The sequence below is a fragment of the Streptomyces sp. NBC_00433 genome (genome assembly GCA_036015235.1).
Taxonomy (GTDB): Bacteria; Actinomycetota; Actinomycetes; order Streptomycetales; family Streptomycetaceae; genus Actinacidiphila.
Genome location: CP107926.1, coordinates 8,440,715 through 8,466,410, shown reverse-complemented (window position 1 = coordinate 8,466,410; position 25,696 = coordinate 8,440,715). Strand labels below are relative to the sequence as shown.

25 protein-coding genes and 1 riboswitch are annotated in these 25,696 nt (G+C 73.0%); of the genes, 10 read left to right on the top strand and 15 right to left on the bottom strand.

Annotation, left to right across the window (positions count from 1 at the left end; genetic code table 11):
* Window positions 1-114: 114 nt before the first annotated feature.
* From OG900_36640 to OG900_36625, 4 genes are all read right to left on the bottom strand, one after another.
* Window positions 115-891, bottom strand: coding sequence for an SDR family oxidoreductase (locus OG900_36640; protein ID WUH95146.1), 777 nt, complete (start codon window positions 889-891; stop codon window positions 115-117).
* Window positions 892-911: 20 nt separating this feature from the next.
* Window positions 912-1,673 (bottom strand): 3-oxoacyl-ACP reductase FabG, encoded by a 762-nt coding sequence (fabG, locus tag OG900_36635; GenBank protein WUH95145.1) that lies wholly within the window; start codon window positions 1,671-1,673, stop codon window positions 912-914.
* Between the two features lie 163 nt (window positions 1,674-1,836).
* Window positions 1,837-2,220, bottom strand: a complete 384-nt coding sequence (locus tag OG900_36630) for a DUF3037 domain-containing protein (protein WUH95144.1) — start codon at window positions 2,218-2,220, stop codon at window positions 1,837-1,839.
* Window positions 2,220-3,038 carry a hypothetical protein gene (locus tag OG900_36625; GenBank protein WUH95143.1) on the bottom strand — a complete coding sequence of 273 codons (819 nt, stop codon included), beginning with the start codon at window positions 3,036-3,038 and terminating at the stop codon, window positions 2,220-2,222. The genes OG900_36630 and OG900_36625 overlap by 1 nt, the downstream gene beginning before the upstream one ends.
* 196 nt (window positions 3,039-3,234) lie before the next feature.
* Between OG900_36625 and OG900_36620 the strand changes: the two genes are divergently transcribed.
* A complete protein-coding gene (locus OG900_36620; protein ID WUH95142.1) occupies window positions 3,235-3,729 on the top strand; it encodes a Rieske (2Fe-2S) protein in 495 nt (164 codons plus the stop codon).
* A gap of 28 nt (window positions 3,730-3,757) precedes the next feature.
* Here OG900_36620 and OG900_36615 read toward each other — a convergent pair whose 3' ends face one another.
* Window positions 3,758-4,660 carry a LysR family transcriptional regulator gene (locus OG900_36615; GenBank protein ID WUH95141.1) on the bottom strand — a complete coding sequence of 301 codons (903 nt, stop codon included), beginning with the start codon at window positions 4,658-4,660 and terminating at the stop codon, window positions 3,758-3,760.
* Between the two features lie 72 nt (window positions 4,661-4,732).
* Between OG900_36615 and OG900_36610 the strand changes: the two genes are divergently transcribed.
* Window positions 4,733-5,758, top strand: coding sequence for a DMT family transporter (locus tag OG900_36610; GenBank protein ID WUH95140.1), 1,026 nt, complete (start codon window positions 4,733-4,735; stop codon window positions 5,756-5,758).
* Here the strand turns inward: OG900_36610 and OG900_36605 are convergent.
* Window positions 5,749-7,080, bottom strand: a complete 1,332-nt coding sequence (locus OG900_36605) for an aminotransferase class I/II-fold pyridoxal phosphate-dependent enzyme (protein ID WUH95139.1) — start codon at window positions 7,078-7,080, stop codon at window positions 5,749-5,751. The genes OG900_36610 and OG900_36605 overlap by 10 nt on opposite strands.
* 35 nt (window positions 7,081-7,115) lie before the next feature.
* Here OG900_36605 and OG900_36600 point away from each other — a divergent pair, with 35 nt between their 5' ends.
* Window positions 7,116-7,784, top strand: coding sequence for a pyridoxamine 5'-phosphate oxidase family protein (locus OG900_36600; GenBank protein WUH95138.1), 669 nt, complete (start codon window positions 7,116-7,118; stop codon window positions 7,782-7,784).
* On the opposite strand, the gene OG900_36595 is transcribed toward OG900_36600, so the two are convergent.
* The 5 genes from OG900_36595 to OG900_36575 form a co-directional block, all read right to left on the bottom strand.
* On the bottom strand, window positions 7,699-8,730 hold the full coding sequence (locus OG900_36595) for a DMT family transporter (GenBank protein WUH95137.1): 1,032 nt from the start codon (window positions 8,728-8,730) through the stop codon (window positions 7,699-7,701). The genes OG900_36600 and OG900_36595 overlap by 86 nt on opposite strands.
* Window positions 8,731-9,407: 677 nt before the next feature.
* Window positions 9,408-10,361: an EamA family transporter gene (locus tag OG900_36590; GenBank protein ID WUH95136.1), complete on the bottom strand. Its 954-nt coding sequence runs from the start codon at window positions 10,359-10,361 to the stop codon at window positions 9,408-9,410.
* 39 nt (window positions 10,362-10,400) lie between these two features.
* Entirely contained in the window at window positions 10,401-10,934 is a 534-nt protein-coding gene (locus tag OG900_36585) for a peptidase (protein WUH95135.1), read from the bottom strand.
* Window positions 10,935-11,040: 106 nt separating this feature from the next.
* Complete coding sequence (locus OG900_36580; protein WUH95134.1) at window positions 11,041-11,805, bottom strand: pyridoxamine 5'-phosphate oxidase family protein; 765 nt, start codon at window positions 11,803-11,805, stop codon at window positions 11,041-11,043.
* A gap of 154 nt (window positions 11,806-11,959) precedes the next feature.
* The gene (locus OG900_36575; GenBank protein ID WUH95133.1) at window positions 11,960-14,218 is read right to left on the bottom strand and encodes a glycoside hydrolase family 3 C-terminal domain-containing protein; all 2,259 of its coding nucleotides are present in this window, start codon (window positions 14,216-14,218) and stop codon (window positions 11,960-11,962) included.
* A 237-nt stretch (window positions 14,219-14,455) separates the two neighbouring features.
* Here OG900_36575 and OG900_36570 point away from each other — a divergent pair, with 237 nt between their 5' ends.
* The gene (locus OG900_36570) at window positions 14,456-15,481 is read left to right on the top strand and encodes a LacI family transcriptional regulator (protein ID WUH95132.1); all 1,026 of its coding nucleotides are present in this window, start codon (window positions 14,456-14,458) and stop codon (window positions 15,479-15,481) included.
* 64 nt (window positions 15,482-15,545) lie between these two features.
* Here the strand turns inward: OG900_36570 and OG900_36565 are convergent, their stop codons facing one another.
* Window positions 15,546-16,169 carry a PadR family transcriptional regulator gene (locus OG900_36565; GenBank protein WUH95131.1) on the bottom strand — a complete coding sequence of 208 codons (624 nt, stop codon included), beginning with the start codon at window positions 16,167-16,169 and terminating at the stop codon, window positions 15,546-15,548.
* A 133-nt stretch (window positions 16,170-16,302) separates the two neighbouring features.
* Between OG900_36565 and OG900_36560 the strand changes: the two genes are divergently transcribed.
* The 4 genes from OG900_36560 (at window position 16,303) to OG900_36545 (ending at window position 18,313) form a co-directional block, all read left to right on the top strand.
* Entirely contained in the window at window positions 16,303-16,728 is a 426-nt protein-coding gene (locus tag OG900_36560; GenBank protein WUH95130.1) for a helix-turn-helix transcriptional regulator, read from the top strand.
* Between the two features lie 5 nt (window positions 16,729-16,733).
* The gene (locus OG900_36555) at window positions 16,734-17,147 is read left to right on the top strand and encodes a VOC family protein (GenBank protein ID WUH95129.1); all 414 of its coding nucleotides are present in this window, start codon (window positions 16,734-16,736) and stop codon (window positions 17,145-17,147) included.
* 74 nt (window positions 17,148-17,221) lie between these two features.
* Window positions 17,222-17,413: a DUF1059 domain-containing protein gene (locus OG900_36550; protein ID WUH95128.1), complete on the top strand. Its 192-nt coding sequence runs from the start codon at window positions 17,222-17,224 to the stop codon at window positions 17,411-17,413.
* 78 nt (window positions 17,414-17,491) lie between these two features.
* Entirely contained in the window at window positions 17,492-18,313 is an 822-nt protein-coding gene (locus OG900_36545; protein WUH95127.1) for a PhzF family phenazine biosynthesis protein, read from the top strand.
* Between the two features lie 13 nt (window positions 18,314-18,326).
* Here the strand turns inward: OG900_36545 and OG900_36540 are convergent, their stop codons facing one another.
* Both OG900_36540 and OG900_36535 read right to left on the bottom strand, forming a co-directional pair.
* Complete coding sequence (locus tag OG900_36540) at window positions 18,327-19,121, bottom strand: CPBP family intramembrane metalloprotease (protein ID WUH95126.1); 795 nt, start codon at window positions 19,119-19,121, stop codon at window positions 18,327-18,329.
* 91 nt (window positions 19,122-19,212) lie between these two features.
* A complete protein-coding gene (locus OG900_36535; GenBank protein ID WUH95125.1) occupies window positions 19,213-20,700 on the bottom strand; it encodes a glutamate-cysteine ligase family protein in 1,488 nt (495 codons plus the stop codon).
* A 473-nt stretch (window positions 20,701-21,173) separates the two neighbouring features.
* Here OG900_36535 and OG900_36530 point away from each other — a divergent pair, with 473 nt between their 5' ends.
* The gene (locus OG900_36530) at window positions 21,174-21,761 is read left to right on the top strand and encodes a hypothetical protein (protein WUH95124.1); all 588 of its coding nucleotides are present in this window, start codon (window positions 21,174-21,176) and stop codon (window positions 21,759-21,761) included.
* A gap of 325 nt (window positions 21,762-22,086) precedes the next feature.
* Entirely contained in the window at window positions 22,087-22,293 is a 207-nt protein-coding gene (locus OG900_36525; protein WUH95123.1) for a DUF5999 family protein, read from the top strand.
* Between the two features lie 90 nt (window positions 22,294-22,383).
* Here the strand turns inward: OG900_36525 and gcvP are convergent, their stop codons facing one another.
* Window positions 22,384-25,278 (bottom strand): aminomethyl-transferring glycine dehydrogenase, encoded by a 2,895-nt coding sequence (gene gcvP, locus OG900_36520; GenBank protein WUH95122.1) that lies wholly within the window; start codon window positions 25,276-25,278, stop codon window positions 22,384-22,386.
* Window positions 25,279-25,464: 186 nt separating this feature from the next.
* Window positions 25,465-25,575: riboswitch (glycine riboswitch) on the bottom strand.
* Window positions 25,576-25,696: the final 121 nt, after the last annotated feature.

The following is a 25,696-nucleotide window of genomic DNA, read 5'->3' as shown; positions in this document are numbered from 1 at the left end:
CACGATCCGTTACTGCGTCAGAACGTACCGGCAGGGTCTGACAACGCCCTCATCGCGGCTGCCGCCGTGGCCCCGGCCCCGGCCGCCCGGGGCCGGGGCCACGGCGCCGGGCGCTCAGGCGCCGCCGGCGCGCAGGAACAGCCCGCCGTCGATCACCAGGTTCTGGCCGGTGATCCAGCCGGCCTGGTCGCCGAGCAGGAAGGCGGCGGCGCCGCCGATGTCGTCCGGCACGCCGAGCCGCCCCAGCGGGTAGCCGGCGGCGGCCTCCTCCTCGCGGCCCTCGTAGAGTGCCGCGGCGAATTTCGTCTTGACCACCGCGGGGGCGATGGAGTTGACCCGCACGCCGGGGGCCATCTCCGCGGCGAGCTGGACGGTCAGGTTGACCATCGCGGCCTTGCTGATGCCGTAGGCGCCGATGAAGGGCGAGGGGGCCAGGCCCGCGATCGAGGTGATGTTGAGTATCGCGCCGCCGTTGTCCTTCTGCCAGGCCTTCCAGGTCTGCTGGGCGAAGCCGAGCGCGGAGATCACGTTGGTCTCGTAGACCTTGCGCGCCACTGCGAGGTCGAGGTCGGCGAGCAGGCCGTAGACCGGGTTGGTGCCGGCGTTGTTGGCCAGGTAGTCCACCCGGCCGAAGGCCTCCATGGTGCGCTCGACGGCGACGGCCTGGTGCGCCTCGTCGTGGGCCTTGCCCGCGACGCCGATCACCCGGTCGGGGCCGAGCCGCTCGACGGCCTCCTTGAGCGCGTCCTCGTTGCGTCCGGTGATGCACACCCGGTCGCCGCGGGCGACCAGGGCCTGCGCGATGCCGTAGCCGATGCCGCGGCTCGCGCCGGTGACCAGGGCGACCCTGCCGGTGTCCTGGACGGGGGTGGTGGTGGGGAGCTGGGTCATGATGTCGGGCCTCCGGCCGGTCAGTTGAGCGGGCCGCCGGCCACGTACAGCACCTGTCCCGAGATGAATCCGGCGTCGTCGCCGGTGAAGAAGGCGATGGCGCCCGCGACGTCCCCGGGCCTGCCGACCCGCTGGACCGGGATCTGGGTGGCGGCGGCGGTCTGGAATTCCTCGAAGTCCATGCCGACCCGGGCGGCGGTTGCGGCCGTCATGTCGGTGACGATGAAGCCGGGGGCCACGGCGTTGGCGGTGACGCCGAATTTGCCCAGTTCGATGGCGAGGGTCTTGGTGAAGCCCTGCAGGCCGGCCTTGGCGGCGGAGTAGTTGGCCTGGCCGCGGTTGCCCAGCGCGGAGGACGAGGAGAGGTTGACCACCCGGCCGAAGTGCGCGTCGACCATGTGGCTCTGGACGGCACGGGTCATCAGGAAGGCGCCGCGAAGATGGACGCCCATGACGGTGTCCCAGTCGCCGGCGCTCATCTTGAACAGCAGGTTGTCGCGGAGCACCCCCGCGTTGTTCACCAGGACGGTCGGCTGCCCCAGTTCCGCGGCGACCCTGGCGACGGCGGCCTCGACCTGCGCCTCGTCCGACACGTCGGCGCCCACCGCGACGGCCCGGCCGCCGGCGGCGGTGATGGTCTCGACGGTGTCCTTGCAGGCGCTCTCGTCGAGGTCGAGTACGGCGACGGCGCGGCCCTGCTCGGCCAGCCGCACCGCGGTGGCGGCGCCGATCCCGCGGGCGGCGCCGGTCACGATCGCGACGCGCTGCTCGGTGCTGGACATCTGTTCTCCTCAGCCCTGTGGTGCGGCCGGCCCGCGCCCGAAACGCATGAGCGACCGCTTAGTAGGTCCCGTTGCCGAAACCGTAGGAGGACAGTGACCCAGTGTCAACGCCACCACGGCGGATGTGCCCCGGCGCACCGGACGCCCACGCGCTCCCGGCAGCTCAGTGGACCAGCAGGGCCAGCAGCCGGTCGGCCTCGGCCTGGGGGTCGGCGGTCAGCCCGGTGTGGATCGGGCCCGGCTGCACGATGGTGCTGCGGGGCGCGGTCAGCCAGCGGAAGCGGCGCCCCGGGTCGTCGCCGCCCGCCTGGCCGGCGTCGTCGCCGCCCGCGCAGACGTCCTGGTAGCCGCGCAGCGCCGCCCGCACCCCCGCCACGTCCACCTCGGGGTCGAGGCAGCGCAGCCGGGTCTCGTCCAGGTGCACCCGGGCGCCGACGAAGCTCCTGGCCCGGCAGTAGACCAGCACCCCGGCGTTGATCATCTCGCCGCGCTCGATCCGCGGCACCACGCGCACCAGCGCGTACTCGAACACCTCACGCCGGCTCATCAGGCGTTCTTCCCCTCGACCCAGGTACGCAGCCACTCCGGCGGCGGCTGCCGCTCGCGCGGTACGGGCGCGAGCGTGATCCGTTCATGGATGTCCGCCGCGCGTGCGGCCAGCAGTTCGGCATACGCCCGGCGTACGTCGTCGGGCGTGTCGAAGCCGGGCTCGTCGGCCAGCCACTCGTCGGGGACCAGCGCGGTGACCTCGGCGAGCAGCTCCGCGGTGACCAGCGGCGCGAGTTCGGCCGCGGCGGCGGCCGGCTCCGGCGAGAAGCGGGACAGGGCGTGGTCGGAGGCGTCGTAGGGCTTCGCGGCGGCGGTCGGCGCGGTCTTCCAGCTGTGGTGCCAGATCAGCGAGGCGCCGTGGTCGATCAGCCATATCCTGCGGTGCCACACCAGGAGGTTGGGATTGCGCCAGGACCGGTCGACATTGCCGATCAGCGCGTCGAACCAGACGATGCGGCCGGCCTCCGCGGGCTCGACGCCGAAGACCAGCGGGTCGAAGCCGAGGGAGCCGGGCAGGAAGTCCATGCCGAGGTTGAGCCCGCCGCTGGCCTTGAGCAGGTCCTGGATCTCCTCGTCGGGCTCGCCGAGGCCGATCACCGGGTCGAAGTCGAAGCGCACCAGCTCCGGCACCAGCAGGCCCAGCCTGCGGCCCAGCTCGCCGGCGATCACCTCGGCGATCAGCGCCTTGCGGCCCTGGGCGGCGCCGCGGAATTTCACCACGTAGGTACCGAGGTCGTCGGCTTCGACCACACCGGGCACCGAGCCGCCCTCGCGCAGCGGCGTCACATAGCGGATGCCCGTCACGTCTCTCAGCATTGCCCCAGGCTATCGCCGGTGTCCGCAGGGCCGGGCGGCTGGTGGCCGAGTGGCCGCTGCGACGCCCGGGGGGAATTCCCGCGAGCGCCGTTGAACGGATCGCGGGGAGCGCCCGTATCAACGGACAGGCGTGGCCACACGCCGCCGGGCAGCCGAATGCGGCCGTCCGGCACGATCACCGGACAGGATGCATCTCATGGCCGAAACCCCCGGACCCTCCGTGCCCCCCACCCGCCGCACCGTCTTCGCCGCCGCGGGCGGTGTCGGTCTCGCCGCCGTCCTCACCGCGTGCGGGTCCGACTCGGGCTCGGGGTCGTCGGCCGACGCCCCCTCCTCGGACACGCCGTCCCGGGCGCCCTCGGACGCCGGCACGCCGTCCGCCTCGTCCTCCTCCGCCGCCGCCGGGGCTCCGCTGGGGAAGACCGCGGACATCCCGGTCGGCGGCGGGAAGGTCTTCGCCGACCAGAAGGTGGTCGTCACCCAGCCGACGGCCGGCGACTTCAAGGGCTTCTCCGCGATCTGCACCCACCAGGGCTGCACGGTGGCGGACGTCACCGGCGGCACGATCAACTGCCCCTGCCACGGCAGCAAATACCACGTCGCCGACGGCTCTGTGGCCCACGGCCCGGCCACCCAGGGCCTGCCGCCGCAGTCGGTCGCCGTCTCCGGCGACACCGTGTCCCTGGCCTGACCCGCCCTCGCGTACGGCAGGCGCCGGGTCAGCAGTAGCCGCGCGCCGCGGTCCCGAGTGCGTCCACCGCCGCCCGGATCGCCGGGCGGCGGTCGGCGTCCTCGCGCCACACCGCGTAGACGTGGCGCCGCAGGGTGTGGCGCACCGGCACCACCCGGACGCCGGACGGCATCGGGCCGCGGCCCAGCCGGGGGATGACCGCCACGCCGAGCCCGGCGGCGACCAGGGCGAGCACCGTGGCGTGCTCCTCCGCATGGTGCGCGACCCGCGGCTCTATGCCCTTGCCGCGCAGCGTGAACAGCAGCCACTCGTGGCAGAAGCCGCCGTCCGGCCAGGCGATCCAGGCGTCCTGCGCCAGTTCGTCCAGGTCGATCTGCGGGCGGTCCTCCAGCCGGTGGCCGGCCGGCAGGGCCACGTCGACGATGTCGTCGAAGAGCGGCGCCTTGGCCAGCCCGTCCGGCAGCGACAGCGGCTTGTTGTACCAGTCGAGGACGACCGCCAGGTCGATGTCGCCGCGGGTGAGGCGGGCCAGCGAGTCGTGCGGCTCCAGCTCGTGCACCATCGTCCGCAGCTGCGGGTGCTCGCGCCGCAGCTCGGTCAGCGCGGCGGGGAAGAGCCCGCGCACCGCGGTGGGGAAGGCCCCGGCGATCAGGTCGCCGAGCGCGGCCCCGCGGTGCGCCTCCAGGTCCGCGTGCGCCAGCTCGACCAGGGACAGAATCCGCTCGGCGTGCCCGGACAGCAGCCGCCCCGCGTCGGTGAGCCGCACCCCGCGGCCGCTCTTGGCCAGCAGCGACTGCCCGGTCTCCCGCTCCAGCTTCGCCATCTGCTGCGAGACCGCCGACGTGGTCACGCTGAGCACGTCCGCGGCAGCGCTGACCGAGCCGTAGGTGTCGATGGCGTGCAGGATGCGCAGGCGTTCCAGACTCAACATGTAAGAAATACTACGCAGACTGTGTACGAAATCTCGCTTGTTCTACGAGATCACAGCCGTCATGGTGGTGGCATGACCGCACCCGCCGAGAGCCGATCCGCCGTAATCGCCCCGCTGCCCACCCCTGCTGACACGCTTGCCAAGGCGCCCGCCGCCGCTCCCGGCGGCGCCGCCGCGTCGCCCGCGCGTCGGCCGGCGGTGGACTGGCGCATCCGCTTCGCCGCCCTCGGTCTGGTGTGGGGCTTCAGCTTCCTGTTCATGAAGGTGGGCAATGAGGCCTTCGCCCCGCTCCAGGTCACACTGGGCCGGATGGTCTTCGGCACGGCGGTGCTCGCCGCGGCGGTGGCGGTCAAGCGGGAGCGGCTGCCGCGCTCACCGCGGACCTGGCTGCATCTGACGGTCGCGGCCTTCCTGCTCAATTCGCTGCCCTTCACGCTCTTCGCGACCGCCGAGCAGACCATCCCCTCGATGCTGGCCGGTATATGCAATGCGGCCACCCCGCTGTTCTCGATGCTGGTCTCGCTCGTGGCGCTGTCCGAGGACAAGCCGTCCAGGGAGCGCTTCGCGGGCGTCGGCGTCGGCTTCATCGGGGTGCTGACGGTGCTCGGCGCCTGGCAGGGCTTCTCCGGCCAGGACCCCAAGGGCACTCTGATGGCACTGACCGCCGCCGTCAGCTATGCGGTGGGCTGGGCGTATGTCCGCCGCACCCTCACCGGCACCGGCAGCTCGCACCTGGCGGTGTCCGCCAGCCAGTTGCTGCTCGGCACGGTGCAGCTGCTGGTCGTCACACCGTTCTTCACCTCGATGCCGGACAGCTGGCCGGCCAAGTCGGTGCTGTCGGTGCTCGCGCTGGGCGCGCTGGGCACGGGCGTGGCCTTCCTGATCCAGTACGGCCTGGTGGCGGAGAAGGGCCCGACGATCGGCTCCATGGTGACGTATCTGATACCCATCGTGGCGACCACGGCGGGCGTGGCACTGCTCGGCGAGACCCTGCATTGGAACGAACCGGTCGGCGCGGTGGTGATCCTGGTCGGCGCCGCGCTCACCCAGCGGCGTCCCAAGCCCAAGCCGCGGCCGGCCACCGAGGCTCAGCCGTAGCGGCCGGCGGCCGGGCCGTGCAGCACCTCGGCGACGGCGTCGGCCAGCGGCTCGATGTCGCCCGGGGTGAGCGGTGAGACGGTCAGCCGCACCCCGGGCGCCGAGCGCACCCGGAAGCGCGCGCCCGGCGCGACCGCCCAGCCGTGCTGGAGCAGTCCGGCGACGGCGCCGGTCTCGTCGCTGACCGGCACCCAGACGTTCATGCCGCTGCGCCCGTGGGCGGCCACTCCCCGGGCGGCCAGTGCCCGCACCAGGGCGTCGCGCCGCTCGCCGTACGACCTGGCGACCGCCGCCGGGTCGACCGCGCCGGTCCGCCAGAGGTGGACCAGGGTGTGCTGGAGCAGATGGCTGACCCAGCCGGCGCCGAGCCGGTGCCTGCCGCGTACGCGGTCCACTGTCGTGGCGTCGCCCGTGTAGAGCGCGAGCCGCAGGTCGGGGCCGTAGGCCTTCGCGACGGACCGGACCAGCGCCCAGTGGTCGGTGACGCCCGACAGGCAGTGCAGGGGCAGGTCGACGCTGCCGCTCACGTGGTCGTCGTCGATCACCAGCACCTGGCGGTGCTCCGCGAGCAGGGCGCGCAGTTCGCCGGTCCGGGCCGCCGACAGGGCCGCGCCGGTGGGATTCTGCCCGCGGTCGGTCACCACCAGGGCGCGGACCCCGGACCGCAGAGCACGGGCGACCTCCCCGGCCACCGGCCCCTCGTCGTCCACCGCCACCGGCACCGCCCGCAGCCCCAGCGCCGGAATGAGGTCGAGCACGCTCCCCCAGCCGGGGTCCTCGACGGCCACCGCGTCGCCCGGCCGCAGATGCGCGGTGAGCACCCGGTCCATGGCGTCCAGCGAGCCCGAGGTGAGCCCGACCGGACCGGCGGGCACACCGTCCGCGTCCAGCGCGGCGCGGGCCAGCCGGCTCAGCTCCTCGTCCACCGGCGGCCCGCCGTAGAGCGCGGGCGTCCGCGCGTGCCGGGCGGCCGCGGCCGCGAGGGCCTCGGCCAGCGGCGGCAGCAGCGCGGGGTCGGGATTGCCCGCGGAGATGTCCCGCACACCGGGCGGGACGGCGATCCTGATCTGCTCGCGCGGCGCCGTCGCCGGCCTGGCCCTGACCCGGCTGCCGCGGCGGCCCGCCGTCTCGATGACCCCGCGGTCGCGCAGCAGCCGGTAGGCGGCCGCCACCGTGTTCGGGTTGACGTCCAGCTCCGCGGCCAGCTCCCGCAGCGGTGGCAGCGGCTGGCCGGGCCGCAGCGCGCCGCTGCCCACCGCGCCCTCGATGTCGGCGGCAATACCCGATGCGCCCCGCCCGGTGATTCGATACTCTCCTAGCACAAACAGGATTATGCACTAGTTCAAAGGATCGCGCCATGGCCACCGCACCCCCCGCCGGCTACACCACCACCGACCGCAGCACACCGACCCGCTCCAAGGAGCGCGCCGCCTACGACCGCGAGACCGTGCACGCGATCCTCGACCAGGGCTACGTGTGCCACCTCGGCTTCGTCCGCGACGGCGCACCCGTGGTGCTCCCCACGCTCTACGCCCGCAGCGGCGAGGTGCTGTACGTGCACGGGTCCACCGGGTCCCGCCCGCTGCGGGGCGCCGCCGACGAGGGGCTCGCGGTGTGCCTGACGGTGACCCATGTGGACGGCCTGGTGCTCGCCAAGTCCGCCTTCCACCACTCGGTCAACTACCGCTCCGTGGTGGTGCACGGCACCGCCTACCAGGTGGTGGACCCCGACGAGCGGGCCGCGGCGCTCGACGCGATCGTCGACCAGGCCATCCCCGGCCGCTCCGCCGACGCACGGCGGCCGAACGCCAGGGAACTGGCGTCGACCGCCGTGATACGCCTCGACCTGCACGAGGTGTCGGCGAAGCTGCGCTCCGGCGGCCCCAACGAGGAGCCGGAGGACCTCGCACTCCCCCACTGGTCCGGCGTGATCCCGGTCGTCACCTCCTACGGCTCTCCCGAAGCCGCGGAGATTCCGGGCCAGGACATACCGCTGCCGGACTACCTGCCGCCGCTGCCGCGCTGACCACCACGACCTGCCGCGGCGCCCGCCGCATGCCGCGGGCTTCGTCGGCGACCAGCAGGCCGACCGCTGCCAGCAGGCACAGGGTGCCGAGCACGGTGGGCGCGGTGAGGCGCTCGCCGAGCAGCGTGACGGCGAGCACCGTCGCCGACACCGGCTCGATCAGCGCGACCACCGACACCGTCGCGGAGCGCAGCACCGCCGCGCCCGCGAAATACAGGCCGTAGGCCAGCGCGGTGGGCACCGATGCCAGGTAGCCGAGCAGCAGCAGCGTGCGGCAGAGCCCCGCGGCGTGCGGCAGCAGGCCCTCGGCCCACGCGGCGGGAAGCAGCAGGGCCGCGCAGATCCCGAACGCCCACATCGACGTGTCGAACGGATCGCCCGCCACTCCCTGCCGCCCCCACCAGCGGGTCAGCAGGGTGATCGCGGCATAGCCCGCCGCCGACAGCACCGCAAGGCCGACGCCGGCCGGGCGGACGGCGCCGCCCGTGCCACCGCCCAGCACCAGGACGGCCAGCCCGCCGAGCGCCCCCGCCACGGCCAGGACACCGCCCCGGCCGAGCCGTTCGCCCATCGTGAACCGCGCCGCCAGCGCGATCAGCACGGGACCCGAGCCGAGCGTCACGACGGTGGCTACGGCCAGCCCGGTCGAACGCACCGCGCAGAAGTAGGCCGCCTGGAAGAGGGTCAGCCCGGCGCCGGTCGCCAGCACCCTGCGCACGGCCGTCCCCCGCGGCGCCGCCACGGCCCGCGCCGGGCGGCGCCGCAGCAGCCGGACCGCGAGCAGCAGCGCGAAGCCGCCTGCGGCGCGCCAGAAGGTGAGGGACAGCGGGCCGAGGCCGCTGCGGCCGTAGAGCGCCGCGGCCACGGCGCCGGCCGTGCCCCAGCCGGTTGCCGCGACGACGACGTAGATCAGGCCCCGGGTGGCGGGGGCATGCCTGATTGACACGGAGTTCTCCCGAAGGGAAGAGGGGGTGGTCGGTTCGCTCATCGCTGTGTGCGGGCAGCACCGACCGTCCCGGTCGCTCCGGCGGATTCCCTGCCGGGGCGGAACCGGTCCGCGTCTACGTCATCCGTCGGCCCCTGCGGGCCGCTGAGTCGCTGCCCGCGTCAGGCAGCGGGAGGCGGCAATACGGTGGAATGCATTCCCCCACCCTATGGGCTCCCCCCGGGTTCTTCGGCCCTGCCCCTTGCGGTGCGTTGCTTGCCTGCGGCCCGGTGGCCGGCTGGTCGCGCAGTTCCCCGGGCCCCTGGGGTGATTGCCCCTTGCGGTGCGTTGCTTGCCTGCGGCTGCCGTCGTGGTCGCGCGCGCAGTTCCCCGCGCCCCTTTGGGCCTGCGGCCTCCTGCGCCCGGCGTTGCCTTGGCCAGGGACCCTTTGCGCGGGAGGATGACCGTTTTTCAGGGGCGCGGGGAACTGCGCGCCCCGCCGACAAGGCGGGAAAGGCGAACGGCCACCGCAAGTGGCAATCACCCAGGGGCGCGGGGAACTGCGCGACCAGCCACAACGGCGGCCGCGGGCAAGCAACGCACCGCAAGGGGCAGGGCCTCAAGGGCGCGTGGGAGTACCCCGGGCGAAGCGCTGGGGGAGAACGGAGCGACGAGCCCCCACCGGGCCGCAGGGGGGGTCAGGGGGAGGTCAGGGCCGGGTCGGGGAGGGGGTCCGGGACCTCCGGGTGGGTGGGCGTGGTCTGGGCGACAATGGCCCCGGCCAGAACAAGCGCACCCCCGACAACCTGGGCGGAGCCCAGATGCTCCGCGAGCAGAACCCACGCCAGCACCGTGGCGACAACCGCTTCGAGGCCGGCGACGACGCCGGCGACCTGCGGGCTGAGCGTGCGCACCGCGAGCACCCCGGTGAGGTAGGCCACGACCGTGGAGACCAGCACGATCCAGCCGATCAGCAGCACCGCGGGCACATCGCGGTCACCGAGCGCGGCCTGGTGGCCGAGCCTGGCCCAGTCCATGGTCCACGGGTGCGCGAGCGCCGTGAGGACGACCGCGCCGATGGCGAGGCCGAGCGCGATGACGCTGATGGGCTCCGGGGCGTCAGCCCCGCCCGCACCGTGGTCGGCGAGGACGAAGTACGAGACCTGGCAGCACGCGGCACCGAAGGCGTAGAGCAGCCCGAGCGCGTCGAAGGCGAGCCCGGACCAGACTTCGACGACGCAGGTCATGCCCGCCATGGCGAGGACGACGCCGAGGGCGGCGGCCCGGGTGACCGGGCGGCGCTGGACGAAGCGGATCCAGCCCAGCAGCAGTGCGGGGCCGAGGAATTCGACCAGGATGGCGATGCCGACGGGGATGCGGGCGATGGCCACGAAGTAGAGGGCCTGGCAGCCGGTGATGGCGAGCAGCCCGAATCCGGCGACCAGGCCGGGCCGTTGCCGGAGCAGGGCGCGGGACCGCAGGGCGACGGGCAGCAGGATGAGGGCGGCGCCGGCCACCCGCATCCACACCACCTGGAGCGGATCGATGCCGAGGTCGATGAGCGGTTTGCCGGCCACGCCCGAGCCGCCGAAGGCGAACGCCGACAGCAGCGCGAGCCCAAGTCCGCTGCTTCTGGCCCCTGATCCGTGCATCAGGTCATCATGTCAGCGGGCGACAGGACCGTCACCTTCTTAATCCCTGACATCGCGCGGCCCCGACAGGGGTCCGGGGCCGTCGTGCAGACCGTCGGGGTCGAGGCCGGCCGACCGCAGGACGTCGGCGGCCCGGCAGCCGGAGTCGGCGGCCAGCGCGTGCAGCAGGTCGATGCCGTCGGCCTGCGCGCCGCCGCGCTTCCCTGCCAGGTCGACCGCGGTGCGGAAGGCCGCCGCCGCGGCCGGGCTCCAGCCCGGCATGGTCATCGTGAGGGTGGGCAGCGACCCGGAGTCCTCGACCGAGCCGTGCCAGCGCAGCCCGTACCCGATGCTGCGCTGCACGAGATAACCGAGCACCCGGGCGCTGCGGCCGGCCGGGGTGTCGCAGGCGGCGCGGGCTTCCGGGTCGTTCTCCAGCAGGGAGTGCAGCAGGTGGGCGGTGTCGGCCTGCGAGTCGCCGTCCCTGACCGCCCGCCGCCGGGCGCCGGCGGCCACGGCGCGCACCTCCGCGGTGAGGTGTGCGCCGTCCGCCGGGTGGGCCGGGTCGAGCGGGTGCCCGTGGTCGCTGTACACACCAGCCATCCCACCAGACCGCCCCGGCGTGCCGCATCGGCTCAACGGGGCATTCCGGCGTCAGCCCGCGGAGGGCGGCGGCGGGCGCCTCCTCCGCTGGGATGAGTCATGGCCACAGCAAAGTGCGGGTCCAGCCGTCGCCCTGCCTGGTGTAGCGCAGCCGCAGGTGGAAGCGTGCCGGGTCGGCCTGGAAGAATTCCGCCTCCGCGGCCCGCAGCCGGTAGACGGTGTGGCCGGCGGGCACCTGTTCGGGCCGCGCGGCCACCAGCGCCTCGGCGGCGCGGCGCTCGCGACCGTACTCCTCCCTTCCGCTCAGCGGTGTGCTGACCCGGCCGGTGAAGGCGGCGGCGCGGGAGGAGGGCGAGCGCCCTAGGAAGTCCTGCCGGGCGGCCTCGGGGCCGAGGACGCCCACCGGGCCGGCCATCCGGATCTGCCGGCCGTGCGCGGGCCAGTACCAGGTCAGGGCGGCGACGGGCCGCGCGGCGAGGTCCAGGCCCTTGCCGCTGCCGCGGTCGGCGGCGAAGACGAAGGCGCAGTCCGCGGAGTCGACGCCGCGCAGCATCAGCACCCGGGCGCTGGGTGTGCCGTCGGCCCCGGCCGTGCTCAGCGTCATGATCTGCGGTTCCGGCACGCTTTCGGTCAGCGCCCGGTCGAGCCAGTCGGCGAAGAGCGGCCCGGGGGTGTCGGGGGCGTCGTCCGGGTCGAACCGCGGCAGCGTCCCGGCGAGTACGGGCGCGGCCCTGATCCGGGCGAGCAGCGCCCGGTCGGCGGCGGCGGTGTCACCACCCGCGGACCGGCCGCGTACGGCGTCCCCGCCCCCGCCCGCGGTCCCACCGCGCACCGCGTCGGCTTCCTCGTCCCTGCCCTGCATGTGCGTCCTCCTACGAGCGTGCGGCTCCGGCTGCCTGTCCCAGCGTCCCAGCCTTGCCGGTGAGGTCGCGCGGCGCACGCGACACGGCAGGCCGTGCCCGGGAAAGGTGTCCCCGGGCACGGCCCGCCGTGGCATCGCGCGGCCGGTGAGGCGGTCAGCGCAGGGTGACCGTGGTGGTGTGGGTGCCGGCGGTGAAGACGTACGCGCCGGGGGCCACCTGCTGCTTGCCTGCGCCGTCGATGTCGCCCGGGGTGACCGCCAGCCGGTTCGGCGGCACCTTGAGGGTGACCGTCGTGCTCTGGCCCGCCGCCAGGTGCACCTTGGTGAAGGCGACCAGCTTGGCGGGCGGTGCGAGCACGTCGCTCGAGGGCTGCGAGACGTAGACCGGCACGACGAGGTCGCCGGCCCGGCCGCCGGTGTTGGACACCTTGACGCGGAGGCTGACGGTGTCGCGGGTGCGGGCGGTCGGGGAGCCGGCCGTGATCGCGTCGAAGGAGTAGCTGGTGTAGGACAGTCCGGCGCCGAAGCGGAAGGCCGCGTCGTAGGCGGACTCGGGTCCGGCGTTGGTGCCGGGGAGCTGCTGGTAGTACAGCGGCTCGTTGCCGATGTCCTTGGGCCAGGACGCGCTCAGCCGGCCGCTGGGGTTGACCTTGCCGAAGAGCACGTCGGCGACCGCGTGGCCGCCCTCGCTGCCGGGCAGCCAGGACATCAGCAGCCCCTGGGTGCCGTCGGCGTCGCCGAGGACCAGCGGGCGGCCGGCGACGACCACGGTGACCACCGGCTTGCCGGTGGCCTTGAGCGACTTGACCAGCGCCTGCTGGTCGGCGGACAGCTCGGGCCGCGGTGCGTCCGCGGAGCCCTCGGCCGCCGCCTTCTCGCCGACCACGACGACGGTCAGGTCCGCGTCCGCGGCCTGCGCGACCGCGTCGGCCGCGGAGGTCGCGCTCACCACGGACGTGCCGGAGGGCGCCGCCTCCTTGATGCCCTGGAGCACGGTGGTGCCGGGCAGCTGCACGCCGGCCGGGACGCCCTGCCAGCCGACGGTCCAGCCGCCCGCCTGGTCGTTGATGTCGTCGGCGTAGGAGCCGGCGACGACGACCTTCTTCGCGGACGACGGGATCGGCAGCACATTGCCGTCGTTGCGCAGCAGCACCTGCGACTCGTCGGCGGCCTGCCGGGCGAGCGCGGTGTCGGCGCCGAGCACCCGGGAGTCGGCCTTCGAGGCGTCCACGTAGGGGTGTTCGAACAGGCCCAGCTTGAACTTCATGGTCAGGATGCGGCTCACCGACTGGTCGATCCGCTTGACGGAGACCAGGCCGCGCTGGACGGCGGTCTTGAGTCCGTCGCTCCAGCCCTGCGCGTCGTAGGGCTCCATCGCCATGTCCAGGCCGGCGTTGACGGCCTTCGCGATGGCCTCGGGGTAGTCGGCGGCGATGTGGTAGGTCGTCTGCAGGGCGCGGACGTCCTGCCAGTCGCTGACCTCGACGCCCTGGAAGCCCCACTGGTCCCGCAGCACGTCGGTCAGCAGGTAGTGCGAGGAGGTCGCCGGGATGCCGTTGACGGCGCCGGAGTTGACCATGACCGACATGGCGCCGGCGTCCACGGCCTGCTTGTAGGACGGGAGCAGGGTGTCCTGGAGGTAGCGGATCGAGACGTCGCCGGGCACGCGGTCGTGGCCGTTGCCGGGCTCGCCGTAGCCGGCGAAGTGCTTGACCGTGGCGACGACCTTCTTGGCGCCGTCGGCGCCCTGGATGCCGTCGACCGCGGCGGAGGCCAGCGTGCCGGCCAGCAGCGGGTCCTCGCCGTAGGTCTCGTAGTAGCGGCCCCAGCGCTGGTCGCGGGCGATGTCGGCGACCGGCGCGAAATTCCAGTCGATGCCGGTGGCCGCGACCGCCATGGCGGTGGACGCGCCGGCGTCCTTGACCAGGTCCGGGTTCCAGGTGGAGCCCAGGCCGATCTCCTGCGGGAAGATCGTGGCGCCCAGCACGTTGTTGTGGCCGTGGACGGCGTCGACGCCGTAGATGATCGGGATGTGCAGGCGCGAGTTGTCGATCGCGTACTTCTGCACGGTGTTGACCATGGTCGCCCAGTTGGCGGGCGTGTTCACGGTCGGTCCGGCGCCGCCGCCGGAGAGCACCGAGCCGGCGGCATTGTCGACCAGTACGGACTTCATGCAGGATTCGGTGAAGGCACCGCCGCTCCACTGGCAGTCGCCCTGCATGTTGACCACCGAGATCTGGTCCATCTGCCCGATCTTCTCCGCCAGCGTCATCCGCTTGAGGAGGTCCTTCACCCGGACGTCGACCGGGGCCTTGGAATTGGTGTAGCTCGGGTTGTCGCCGGCCTGCGCCGGTACGGATGCCACGGCGGCGACACAAGCGGCCGCGGTGGCGAGCGTGAGGAGGCTTCTCATACGTAGTCGTCGAGCGTTCGTTGGCATCGCAGGCGTCCCGTTCCTGTTGGGGGGTCCCCGGCTGACCGGGGTCGATAGCCGTAAACGTTTCCGATCGGCGGGAAGTCTGTCCTTGCCCCGACTGATCGTCAAGACTGTGCGCAGGAAGCTTTTTGCGGCGTCCTCACACAATTCTCATATCGTCGTCGTCCGGTCCTCGTCCGGTCCTGAATTCCACTCGCGCAGAACGGGTATGCCGTGAACATCCGTGAACTCGCCCGCCGCAGCGGCGTGTCGACCGCCACCGTCTCCCGGGCGCTGAACGACCGGGCCGAGGTGAGCGAGGCCACCCGGGCCAAGATCCGGCGGCTGGCGAGCGAGTTGGGGTACGCGCCCAACGAGCCCGCCCGCACCCTGGTGCGCCGCCGCTCCGACACGGTCGGGCTGGTGTGGGACAGCGGGCAGGAGGCGCTTGGCCAGCACAACCCCTTCCTGCTCGGCCTGCTGAGCGCCGTTCGCACGGCGCTGTCCGACGCGGACTACCACCTGATGCTGCTGACCACGCCGGGCGCCGAGGACCAGGACGGGACCCATCTGCAGGCGGTGCAGCGGCACAACCTGGAGGGCGTGATCGTGCTGACCACCCCGCCGGACGACCGCTGCCTGCGGGTGCTCGCCGACTCGACGGTGCCCTGCGCGGGGATCGACACGGCCTTCACCGGGCCCCGAACGGTGCGGGTCAGCTCGGACAACGCGGCGGGCGCGGAGGCCGCCGTGCAGCACCTGTACGAGCTGGGCCACCGCAGGATCGCCACCGTCACCGGGCCGCTGCACCTGCCGCCGGCCGCGGAGCGCCTCGCGGGCTATCTGCGGGCCTGCTCCCGGCTCGGGCTGAGCGTGCCGCCGGAATACGTGACCGAGGGGGACTTCTTCCTGGCCAGCGGGGAGGCGGCGGGCAAGCGGCTGCTCGCGGCGCCCGACCGGCCGACGGCGATCTTCGCGGCCGGCGACCAGATGGCGATCGGCGCGATGCACGCGGCGGCGGACGCCGGCCTGACGGTGCCGGGCGACCTGGCGGTGGTCGGCTTCGACGACATCGACGCGGCGGCGCTGGTGCGGCCGGCACTGAGCACCGTCGCGCAGGACCAGCGGGGTCTCGGGGTGGCGGCGGTGGAGGCGCTGCGCGGGCTGATCGACGCGACCGCGGTCGACACCGAGCAGGCGCAGCCGCGGATCATCCCGACCCGGCTGCTGATACGCGGATCGAGCCGGTCCGGGGTGTGAACCCCGGACCGGCTCGGTCCACATCCGCGGGCCGCCGTTTCGACCGGCGCGGCCGCGGGGCGGCTCAGTCCCGCTCGGCGTCCTCGTCGGCCAGGATCAGGTAGAGCCTCTTACGGGCCTCGTTCACCACGGTCAGCGCCTTTTCGCGCTGCTCGGGGGTGCCGGTGGCCCAGACCTGGCGGAAGGCCTCGATGAGGCCGCCGCCGGCCTTCCTTATCTCGTTCATGGCATCCCAGTCGACACCGCGGCCCGCGTCCTCCCAGGGGGCGTCGGGCCCGGCCTCGGCTTCCTGGCTGCCGGTGTCGGTGAGCGTGAACAGCTTCTTGCCACCCTCGCTCGCGCTGCTGATCAGGCCCTCGTCCTCCAGCAGCTGCAGCGTCGGGTAGACCGAGCCGGGGCTCGGCTTCCACGCGCCGCCGCTGCGCTCGGCGATCTCCTGGATCATCTCGTAGCCGTGCATCGGCCGGTCCTTGAGCAGGGCCAGGATCGACGCCCGCACATCACCCCGCCTCGCCCGGCCGCGCGGTCCGCCGCGCCCCCGGCCGCCGCCGGGCCCGAAGGGGCCGCCGCCGAAGGGCGGTCCGAAGGGTCCGAAGGCGGCCCTGCGGCCCTCCCGCTCGCCCCAGCCGCGCCGGTCGGTGCCGCAGGGGCCGTGCTCGTGTCCGTGTCCGTGTCCGTGTCCATGCATGGTGATTCTCCTGTCGTGATGGTTCGCGAATCGTTCGCGATGGCTCAACGATATATCGGAAGCGTTCGGCAGGCAAGCATCCAGGTCAGGGCGGCGCGGGGGCTCTGTCGGAGGGCTCGGACATACTGGATGCATGGACAGATCGGATCTGGTGCGCCTGCGGCGGGCCCGCGACCGGATGGACCGCGACTACGCCCGGCCGCTCGACGTGCCCGCGCTCGCGCGCGGGGCGCTGATGTCCCCCGGGCACTTCTCGCGCAGCTTCCGGGCCGCCTTCGGCGAGACGCCGTACGCGTATCTCATGACCCGCCGGATAGAGCGGGCGAAGGCCCTGCTGCGCCGGGGCGACATGTCGGTGACCGACGTCTGCATGGCGGTGGGGTGTTCGTCGCTCGGGTCGTTCAGCTCGCGCTTCACCGAGCTGGTCGGCGAGACGCCGAGCGCCTACCGCGCGCGGAACCATTCTGAGCTGTCCGCGCTGCCGGCCTGCGTCGCGAGGATGATCACCCGACCGGTCAGGAACGGAGAAGTCCGGGGTGCGGGTCCTGTCGTAGCGTGAGCCGCATGGACATCAAACTCTCGCACACCTTCCTCGCCGTCGACGATCACGACAAGGCGGTCGAGTTCTACCGCGACGTGCTCGGCCTCGAAGTCCGCAACGAGGTCGGCTACGGCACCATGCGCTGGGTCACCGTCGGCGCCCCCTCCCAGCCCGAGGTCGACATCGTCCTCGAACCCCCGGCCGCCAACCCCAACATGTCGCCCGAGGACCGCGGCGCCGTGGCAGACCTGATGGCCAAGGGCGTCTACGGCCGGGTGGTGTTCTGGACCGACGACGTCGACCAGACCTTCGACCGCGTCCAGGGCGCCGGCGCCGACGTCGTCCAGGAGCCGACCGACCAGCCGTACGGCGTACGGGACTGCGCCTTCCGCGACCCGGCGGGCAACGAGGTGCGGTTCAACCAGGCCAAGCACTGAGCCGGGGCCGGCCGGCGCCGCCGGTCCGGGCGGCGCCGACCTACACTCGGGAGTGGCAGAAGGAGGAGAGCGCCATGCGCAAGGTCGCCGACTGCAGGGAATTCCCGAGCGAGACCAACTGCACGCTCACGATCTCCGGTGAGGAAGACGAAGTGGTGCGGGCCGCGAGCGAGCACGCGGCCTCGGTGCACGGGCACAGCGACGGCCCGGAGCTGCGCGACCAGGTCCGCTCCACGCTCAAGGACGAGGTCCCGCAGCACTCCTGACCCGGTCCGCCTCCCGGCCGCCGGGGCTTCTCGGCCGTGTGCCGGTGCGGGCGGTCCGCGGTCCCCTACGCTCACGCCATGCGTATCCGTATCGTCGACGCGTTCACCGACCGCCCTTTCGCCGGGAATCCCGCCGGGGTGCTGCTGCTGGACTCCGACGGCTTTCCGGGCGACGGCTGGCTCCAGCAGGTCGCCGCCGAGGTCAATCTGTCCGAGACCGCGTTCGCGCACCCGCTGACCGATGCGCCGGACGCCGGGTGGGCGCTGCGCTGGTTCACCCCGGCCACCGAGGTGGGGCTGTGCGGGCACGCCACGCTCGCCACCGCGCACGTGCTGCGGACGACAGGGGCGGCCAGTGGCGCCATCGCCTTCCGGACCAGGGCGGGCGTGCTGACCGCCGACGCGAACGGCGACGGCACGATCACCCTGGACTTCCCCACGGCCCCGCTGACCCCGGAGCAGGCGCCGGAGGGCCTGGCCGAGGCGCTGGGCGCCACGCCGCTGGCCGTCTTCGACACCGGGCCTGACTGCGGTGACCTGCTGGTCGAGGTCGCCGACGAGGGGGCGGTACGCGCCCTGGCCCCGGACCTCGCCGCGCTGGCCAGGCTGTCGCGGCGCGGGGTGGTCGCCACCGCGGCGGCGGCCGACCCCGCCGCCGGCTACGACTTCGTCTCCCGCGGCTTCTTCCCCGCGGTCGGCATCGACGAGGACCCCGTCACCGGCAGCGCGCACACCGCGCTGGCGCCGTTCTGGTCGGCCAGGCTGGGCCGCGACGAGCTGGCAGGGTGGCAGGCCTCGGCCCGCGGCGGCCTGGTCCGTACCCGGCTGGCGGGCGACCGCGTCCTGTTGACCGGATCCGCGGTGACGGTGGTCGACGGCGAACTGCACGCGGTGCCGTAGCGGCGGGCGGGGGTCAGCCGGTGGGCAGCCAGCCGACCTTCCCCGCCAGCAGGGCGTAGCCGACGAAGGCGACCGTGTCGATCAGGGCGTGCGCGGCGACCAGCGGTCCGACCCGGCCCCAGCGGCGGTAGAGCAGCACGAAGACGACGCCCATCGCCATGTTGCCGAGGAAGCCGCCGATGCCCTGGTAGAGGTGGTAGGAGCCGCGCAGCACGGCGCTGGCGGCGAGCGCGGCCGTCGGGGTCCAGCCGAGCCGGTCGAGGCGGCGCAGCAGGTAGCCCACCACGATCACCTCTTCGAGTACGGCGTTCTGCGCGGCGGAGGCGATCAGCACCGGGATCTTCCACCACACGTTCGGCAGCGACTCGGGCACCACCGTCAAGTTGAAGCCGGCCGCCCGCACGCCGAGGTAGAAGGCCAGGCCCGTACCTCCGATCACCGCGGCGACCACGGCGCCCCTGGCCAGGTCCGGCCGCGGGCGGGTCAGGTCGAAGCCGATCGACCGCATCCCGGCCCGCTCGCGGCCGAGCAGGTGGGCGACCAGCGCGACGGGGGCCAGCGCGGTGGCGATGTAGAACAGCTGCCAGGCCAGGTCGAGCCAGGGCCGTCCGTGCGCGTAGGAGCCGACCAGGGTCGCCGACTGGTTCTTCAGCGCGCCCGGCCTGGTGACCGAGCCGACGAAGCTGATCAGCGCGGACAGGCCGCTGGCGCCCAAGGAGAGCGCCAGCACGATCAGCGTCTCATTGCGCAGCGTCCGGTCCGGCAGTCCCTCTTCTTCCGCATCCACGGGATGTGGCTCTGTGCGCATGCGGGGTCCTCCAACGACGCGGGTGTCTCCGGACAAGATACGAAGATCGCGCCCGCGGCCGCGGAGCCACCCCCCGTGAGTGCCGCCGGTTTCAGTGCACGGGCCACCGGTGCACGGGCTCGCCGTCGCGCATGTTCTCCCGGTAGCGCTGGGTCATGGCGGCCAGTGCGGCCCGCCGGTCCGGGGTGCGCTCCAGCAGCCGGTGGAAGGTCGCGGCCTGCCATTCCGCGCCGTTGCTGCGCAGCCGGCAGCGTTCCTCGATGATGCCGAGGTAGTGGTCGCGGTCGGCGGGTTCGATGCCCCAGGCGTCGAGCCCGGACGCGGCCAGCGGCAGCAGCTCGTCCCTGATCAGGTCGGCGGCGGGGATCTCGACCAGGCTGCCGCGGCCGCGCGGCCAGTGCATGACGGCGCCGATGCCGTCCCGGCAGCCCGCGTCGAAGTTGGCGGCCGCGGCGCCGAAGGGCAGCCGCTGCCAGACCGGGCGGGGCGCGTCGGCCAGCGACCTGACAAGCCCGTAGTAGAAGGCGGCGTTCGCCAGGGTGTCGGCGACGGTGGGTCCCGCCGGCAGGACCCGGTTCTCGACCCGCAGGTGCGGCACCCCGTCGACGACGGCGTAGACCGGGCGGTTCCAGCGGTAGATCGTGCCGTTGTGCAGGGTCAGCTCGCGCAGCGCGGGCACTCCCCCGTCGTCCAGCACCCGCAGCGGGTCCTCGTCGTCGCAGATCGGCAGCAGCGGGGGGAAGTAGCGGACGTTCTCGGCGAAGAGGTCTCGCGGCGAGTCGATCCAGCGCTCGCCGAACCAGGTCAGCGGTCGTACGCCCTGGCTGCGCAGCTCCAGCGGGCGGGTGTCCGTGGCCTGCTGGAAGAGCACCGAGCGGGTCTCCCGCCACAGCTCGCGGCCGAAGAGGAAGGGCGAGTTGGCCGCGGCGGCGACCTGCGGTCCCGACACCGCCTGGGCGGCGTTCCAGACCGCGGCGAAGCGGCCCGGGGTGACCTGCAGGTGCATCTGGGTGGAGGTGCAGGCCGCCTCGGGGGCGATCGAGGCCGAGCTGTACACGAGGCGCTCCACGCCCTGGATGTCCAGGGTGATGTCCTCGCCGCGCATCGCCAGGATGCGGTCGTTGAGCAGGGTGTAGCGGTCGGCGCGCGAGAGGTTGGCGGAGACCAGGTCCTGCGCTTCCAGGGTCGGCAGAATTCCGACCATCACGATGTGCGCGCCGACCTCGCCCGCCATCCGGTCGGCGTATGCAAGGCCGGTCCGCAGTTCCTCGGCCAGCCGGTCGAGTACGGAGCCTGAAAGCCGGTGCGGGGCTATGTTCACTTCAATGTTGAACTGAGCCAGCTCGGTCTGGAAATCGTGGCTCGCGATGCGCTCGAGCACTTCTTCGTTCACCATGCGCGGCAGTCCCGCGGAATCCGCGAGATTCAATTCGATCTCCAGGCCCATCAGATTGCGCGGCCGGTCGAAACGCTGCGCCTCCAGCAACCGCTCCAGTCCCAGCAGGCACTGCTGGAGCTTGTGCCGGTAGCGCCCGCGATCGGCGGGTTCGAACCCGCTGGCGACGACCTTCTCCCCCATCGACGCGTTCCTCCTCACCCGGCCGCCGCACGGCCGCCCATCGGAGGATGCCCACCCAAATGATCGATAACGCCACACTTCAGTGCCGGTGCACGCTAGGCTTGCTGTAGCAGCCAACCGCGCACGTTCCAGTGGCACATTCGGATGCCATGGGACCGGCGGAAGCACGGGTGAAATGACCGTCGGGATCCGGCCGTCCGTGGCGGGCAGAATTATGCATCGCCCTCCCCATACGCTGCGAGAATGCCATCGACACGTCCGCAGAAGAAGGCGAATTATCGCCTTGCGCGTAATACTGGCAGCGTCTAGATGAAACACGGAGCGAACACAGGTCGTATAAACTCCGCGCACAAGGCAAAGCATCCGCTGTCGCCGGACGTGCCTGAGCAGGTCTCCCGCAGAGCATCGAACCGACCGTGCCGTCCGCGCCCGCCCTCCCCCGCACCACGTGTCTCCCAGTGAGAGGCGACATCATGCCGCTGCTTGTTCCCCCAGCACCTGCCCCAGCCCTGCTGAGCGTCCTCGCAGCGCTCAGTTCGCCCACCGCGGTCCTGGAAGCCAGGACACCGGCGCTGCGCACCGCGGAAGGACCGCTGGCCGCCGAACACCCGCTGCCTGTCCATGTGTTCGAGCCGGCGGCCGTTCCCGGAGCGCTGCCGCAGGCGCGGCTGACCGGCTGGCGCTTCCATATCAGGGCAGGTGCCCGGGTGGCCGCGGCGGGAGAGACCGTGGTGACACCCGACGGCTGGGTCTTCTCGCGCTTCTCGGAGGGACCGTTCCTTGCCTCCATCGAGCGGGCGCTGATGCAGGCGGACACGCTGCCGGCGACCTACCAGCCGCATCTGCTGTCGGTGCCGGGCCTCTACATGCTGGCGCTGTGGCTGCACTGCGACGCGCGGGCCGAGGCCGCCACGGCGCAGCCCGACCCGGACGACCTGCTGGTGCCGCTCGCGCCCGCGCCGCCCGGTATCGCCCCGCACCGGGTGCACCGGCTGACGGAGTTGGCGCCGGCCCTGAGCGTACGGCTCGCGCCACCGCCGCTCATGGGCTCGCCCGCCTGACGACCTGCGGCCGAGGCGGTGCCCCGCGACCCCGTAACGGGCCGCGGGGCACCGCTTTTGTGCCTGCGGGCAGACCGCTGGTGAAGGTGGCCACGGGTGCGTCGTGCGTGAACACGCCGCCGGCAGTGAACGGACGGTGACGGCAACCGCCCGGGTGGGTGACGCGTCTTACCCCGTGGAGTACCGCCTCGCTGAAATCCCTGCGGATTGACGCCAGGAGGGCAACACTGGGACCGGCCGCACGCACAATCGGGGGACGGGGATGTACGAAGCAGATCGCGCGACCGACCGCACCACTCACCTCTCGCAGCGAAAGACTCCCTCCATGTGCCAGCACAAGCCGCAGTGCCCGCCCGCAGAAGGCCCCGACCGTGAGGCCGCTTTCACCGTGGCCCACCACCCGGAGCAGGGCTGGAGCCTGCTGTGCAACGGAGTGCTGCTCTTCGAGGACACCGGGGAGCTGCTGCCCGACGGCCAGATCATCGCGCCGCACCGCCCGCTGGGCACCGAGCACATCACGACGGCGGCCTGACGCCCGCACCGTCGCGCCGCAGCACACAAAGCCGGTTCCCCCGTTGCCAAGGGAACCGGCTTCGCCATGTGCGCGGTCTGCCGGCCGGCGTCAGTTGTCGTAGGCGTCCAGCGGCGGGCAGGAGCAGACCAGGTTGCGGTCGCCGTAGGCGCCGTCGATGCGGCGCACCGGCGGCCAGTACTTGTCGGCCGCGGACACCCCGGCGGGGAAGACGGCCTCCTGCCGGCTGTACGGGTGGTCCCAGTCGCCGCCCAGTGCCGCCGCGGTGTGCGGGGCGCCGCGCAGCGGGTTGTCGTCGGCGGGCCACTCGCCGGACCCGACCCGGTCGGCCTCGCCGCGGATGGCGATCATCGCGTCGCAGAAGCGGTCCAGCTCGGCCAGGTCCTCGCTCTCGGTCGGCTCGATCATCAGGGTGCCCGCGACCGGGAAGGACATGGTCGGTGCGTGGAAGCCGTAGTCGATCAGCCGCTTGGCGATGTCGTCGACGCTGACGCCGGTCTCCTTGGCCAGCGGGCGCAGGTCGATGATGCACTCGTGGGCGACCAGGCCGTCGGGGCCGGTGTAGAGCACCGGGTAGTGCGGCTCCAGGCGCCTGGCGACGTAGTTGGCGCTCAGCACCGCCTGCTGGGTGGCCTGCCTGAGCCCGTCGGCGCCCATCAGCCGCACATACGTCCAGGAGATCGGCAGTATGCCCGCGGAGCCCCAGGGCGCCGCGGAGATCGGGCCGACGCCGGTGGCGGGGCCCGCGGCCGGCTGGAGCGGGTGGTTGGGCAGGTACGGCGCCAGGTGCGCGCGCACCGCGACCGGTCCGACGCCGGGGCCGCCGCCGCCGTGCGGGATGCAGAAGGTCTTGTGCAGGTTCAGGTGCGAGACGTCGGCGCCGAAGCGGCCGGGCCGGGCGAGGCCGACCAGCGCGTTGAGGTTGGCGCCGTCCACGTAGACCTGGCCGCCCGCGTCGTGCACGGCGGCGCAGATGTCGGTGATGTTGTCCTCGAAGACGCCGTGCGTGGAGGGGTAGGTGACCATCAGCACGGCCAGCTGCTCGCGGTGCTGGTCGATCTTGGCGCGCAGGTCGTCGACGTCCACGTCGCCGTCCTGGCCGGTCCTGACCACGACGACCTTCATCCCGGCCATCACCGCGCTCGCGGCGTTCGTACCGTGCGCGGACGACGGGATCAGGCAGACCGTGCGGGCGGTGTCGCCGTTGGCCCGGTGGTAGGCGCGGACCGCGAGCAGGCCCGCAAGCTCGCCCTGCGATCCGGCGTTGGGCTGGAGGCTGACCTTGTCGTAGCCGGTGACCTCGGCGAGCTGGTCCTCGAGGCCGCGGATGAGGGTCAGGTAGCCCTCGGCCTGCTCGGCGGGCGCGAAGGGGTGCAGCGCGCCGAACTCGGGCCAGGTGACCGGCTCCATCTCGGTGGTCGCGTTGAGCTTCATGGTGCAGGAGCCGAGCGGGATCATGCCGCGGTCCAGCGCGTAGTCGCGGTCGGCGAGCCGGCGCAGGTAGCGCAGCATCGCGGTCTCGCTGCGGTACAGGTGGAAGACCGGGTGGGTCAGGTAGGGCTCGGTGCGCACCAGCCCGGCGGGCAGCGCGTCCGCAGCGGCCGCGTCGAGGTCGTCGATGTCGCCGGCGGCGCCGAAGGCGGCGAGCACCGCGGTCAGCGCGGCGCGGTCGGTGGTCTCGTCGCAGGCGATGCCGACCAGGTCGGCGTCGGTCTGCCGCAGGTTGACGCCGGCGGCGCGGGCCGCGGCGACGACCTCGGCGGCCCGGCCGGGCACCCGGGCGGTGAGGGTGTCGAAGTAGCCGTCGTGGACCAGCTCCACACCGGCCGCCCGCAGCCCCGCGGACAGGACGGCCGCGTAGCGGTGGGTGCGGCGGGCGATCTGCGCCAGGCCCTCAGGTCCGTGGTAGACGGCGTACATCCCGGCCATCACGGCGAGCAGCACCTGCGCGGTGCAGATGTTGCTGGTGGCCTTCTCGCGGCGGATGTGCTGCTCGCGGGTCTGCAGCGCCAGCCGGTAGGCGGTGTCGCCGTCGGCGTCGACCGAGACGCCGACCAGGCGGCCGGGCAGGTTGCGGGCGTAGGACTCGCGCACCGCCATGTATCCGGCGTGCGGGCCGCCGAAGCCCATCGGGACGCCGAAGCGCTGGGTGGTGCCGACCGCGATGTCCGCGCCGAGCGCGCCGGGCGAGGTGAGCAGGGTCAGCGCCAGCAGGTCGGCGGCCACGGTGACGACCGCGCCGAGCGCGTGCGCCTGCTCGATGACCGGCCGCAGGTCGCGTACGGCGCCGGAGGCCCCCGGATACTGCAGCAGCACGCCGAAGACGCCGCGCTCGGCGACCTCGGCCGGGATGCCGCCGCTCAGGTCGGCCACCACGACCTCGACGCCGGTCGGCTCGGCCCGGGTGCCGATCACGGCGGTGGTCTGCGGGAAGGTGTCGGCGTCGACCAGGAAGACGCCGTCCTTGACCTTGCCGACCCGCCGGGACAGCGCCATCGCCTCGGCCGCCGCGGTGCCCTCGTCCAGCAGTGAGGCGCCGGAGGTGGGCAGCCCGGTGAGGTCGGCGACGACGGTCTGGAAGTTGATCAGGGCTTCGAGCCGGCCCTGCGAGATTTCCGGCTGGTAGGGCGTGTAGGCCGTGTACCAGGCGGGATTCTCCATGACATTGCGCAGGATCACCGGCGGGGTGAAGGTGCCGTAGTAGCCCAGGCCGATCATCGGGGTCAGCACCTGGTTGCGGTCTGCCAGCTCGCGCAGTTCGGCCAGCACCTCGGCCTCGGTGCGGGCGGCGGGCAGCCCGAGGGCCTCGGCGCTCCTGATGGTGTCCGGTACGGCCGCTTCGGTCAGCTCGTCGAGCGAGCCGTAGCCCACCTGGGCGAGCATCTTGGCCCGGTCCGCTGCGTCGGGGCCGATGTGGCGGCGGGCGAAGGGCAGGCCGGCTTCGAGCTCGGCGAGCGGGGTGCGGCGGGCGGTCGGATCAGTCATCTGCGGAGGCCTCCTGGTCTGCGACGACCTTCGGGGGTGCCCAGGCGCGGGCACCCGTACGGCCTCCCCCTCTGTCATCAGAACCTGAGAGCTTCACCGCCCCTGCGACGGGACGGCTTTCACCTTCGGTGAAGACCCGTCCCGTGAACGGCGCTCCCGGGGGCGGGTCCTGCTTTCCAGAGTGACCTCACCCCTGCGGTACGGATGCCTGAGAGATTCCGGGGAGGATTTGCTCCTTCGGCGCCCCCGAGATGCCGCTTCCGGCACGCTCTCGGTGGACTCTCCCGCACGGGGTCTGCAGCCGCCACCCAGCCTACCAGCGCCTTCCGGGCGGCGGTCGAACCGACATTCCGGTCGACATCGCCACTGATGTGGCTTTTGGTGGTAACCAACAGCTGTCGTCGTTGGTTGGAGGGAC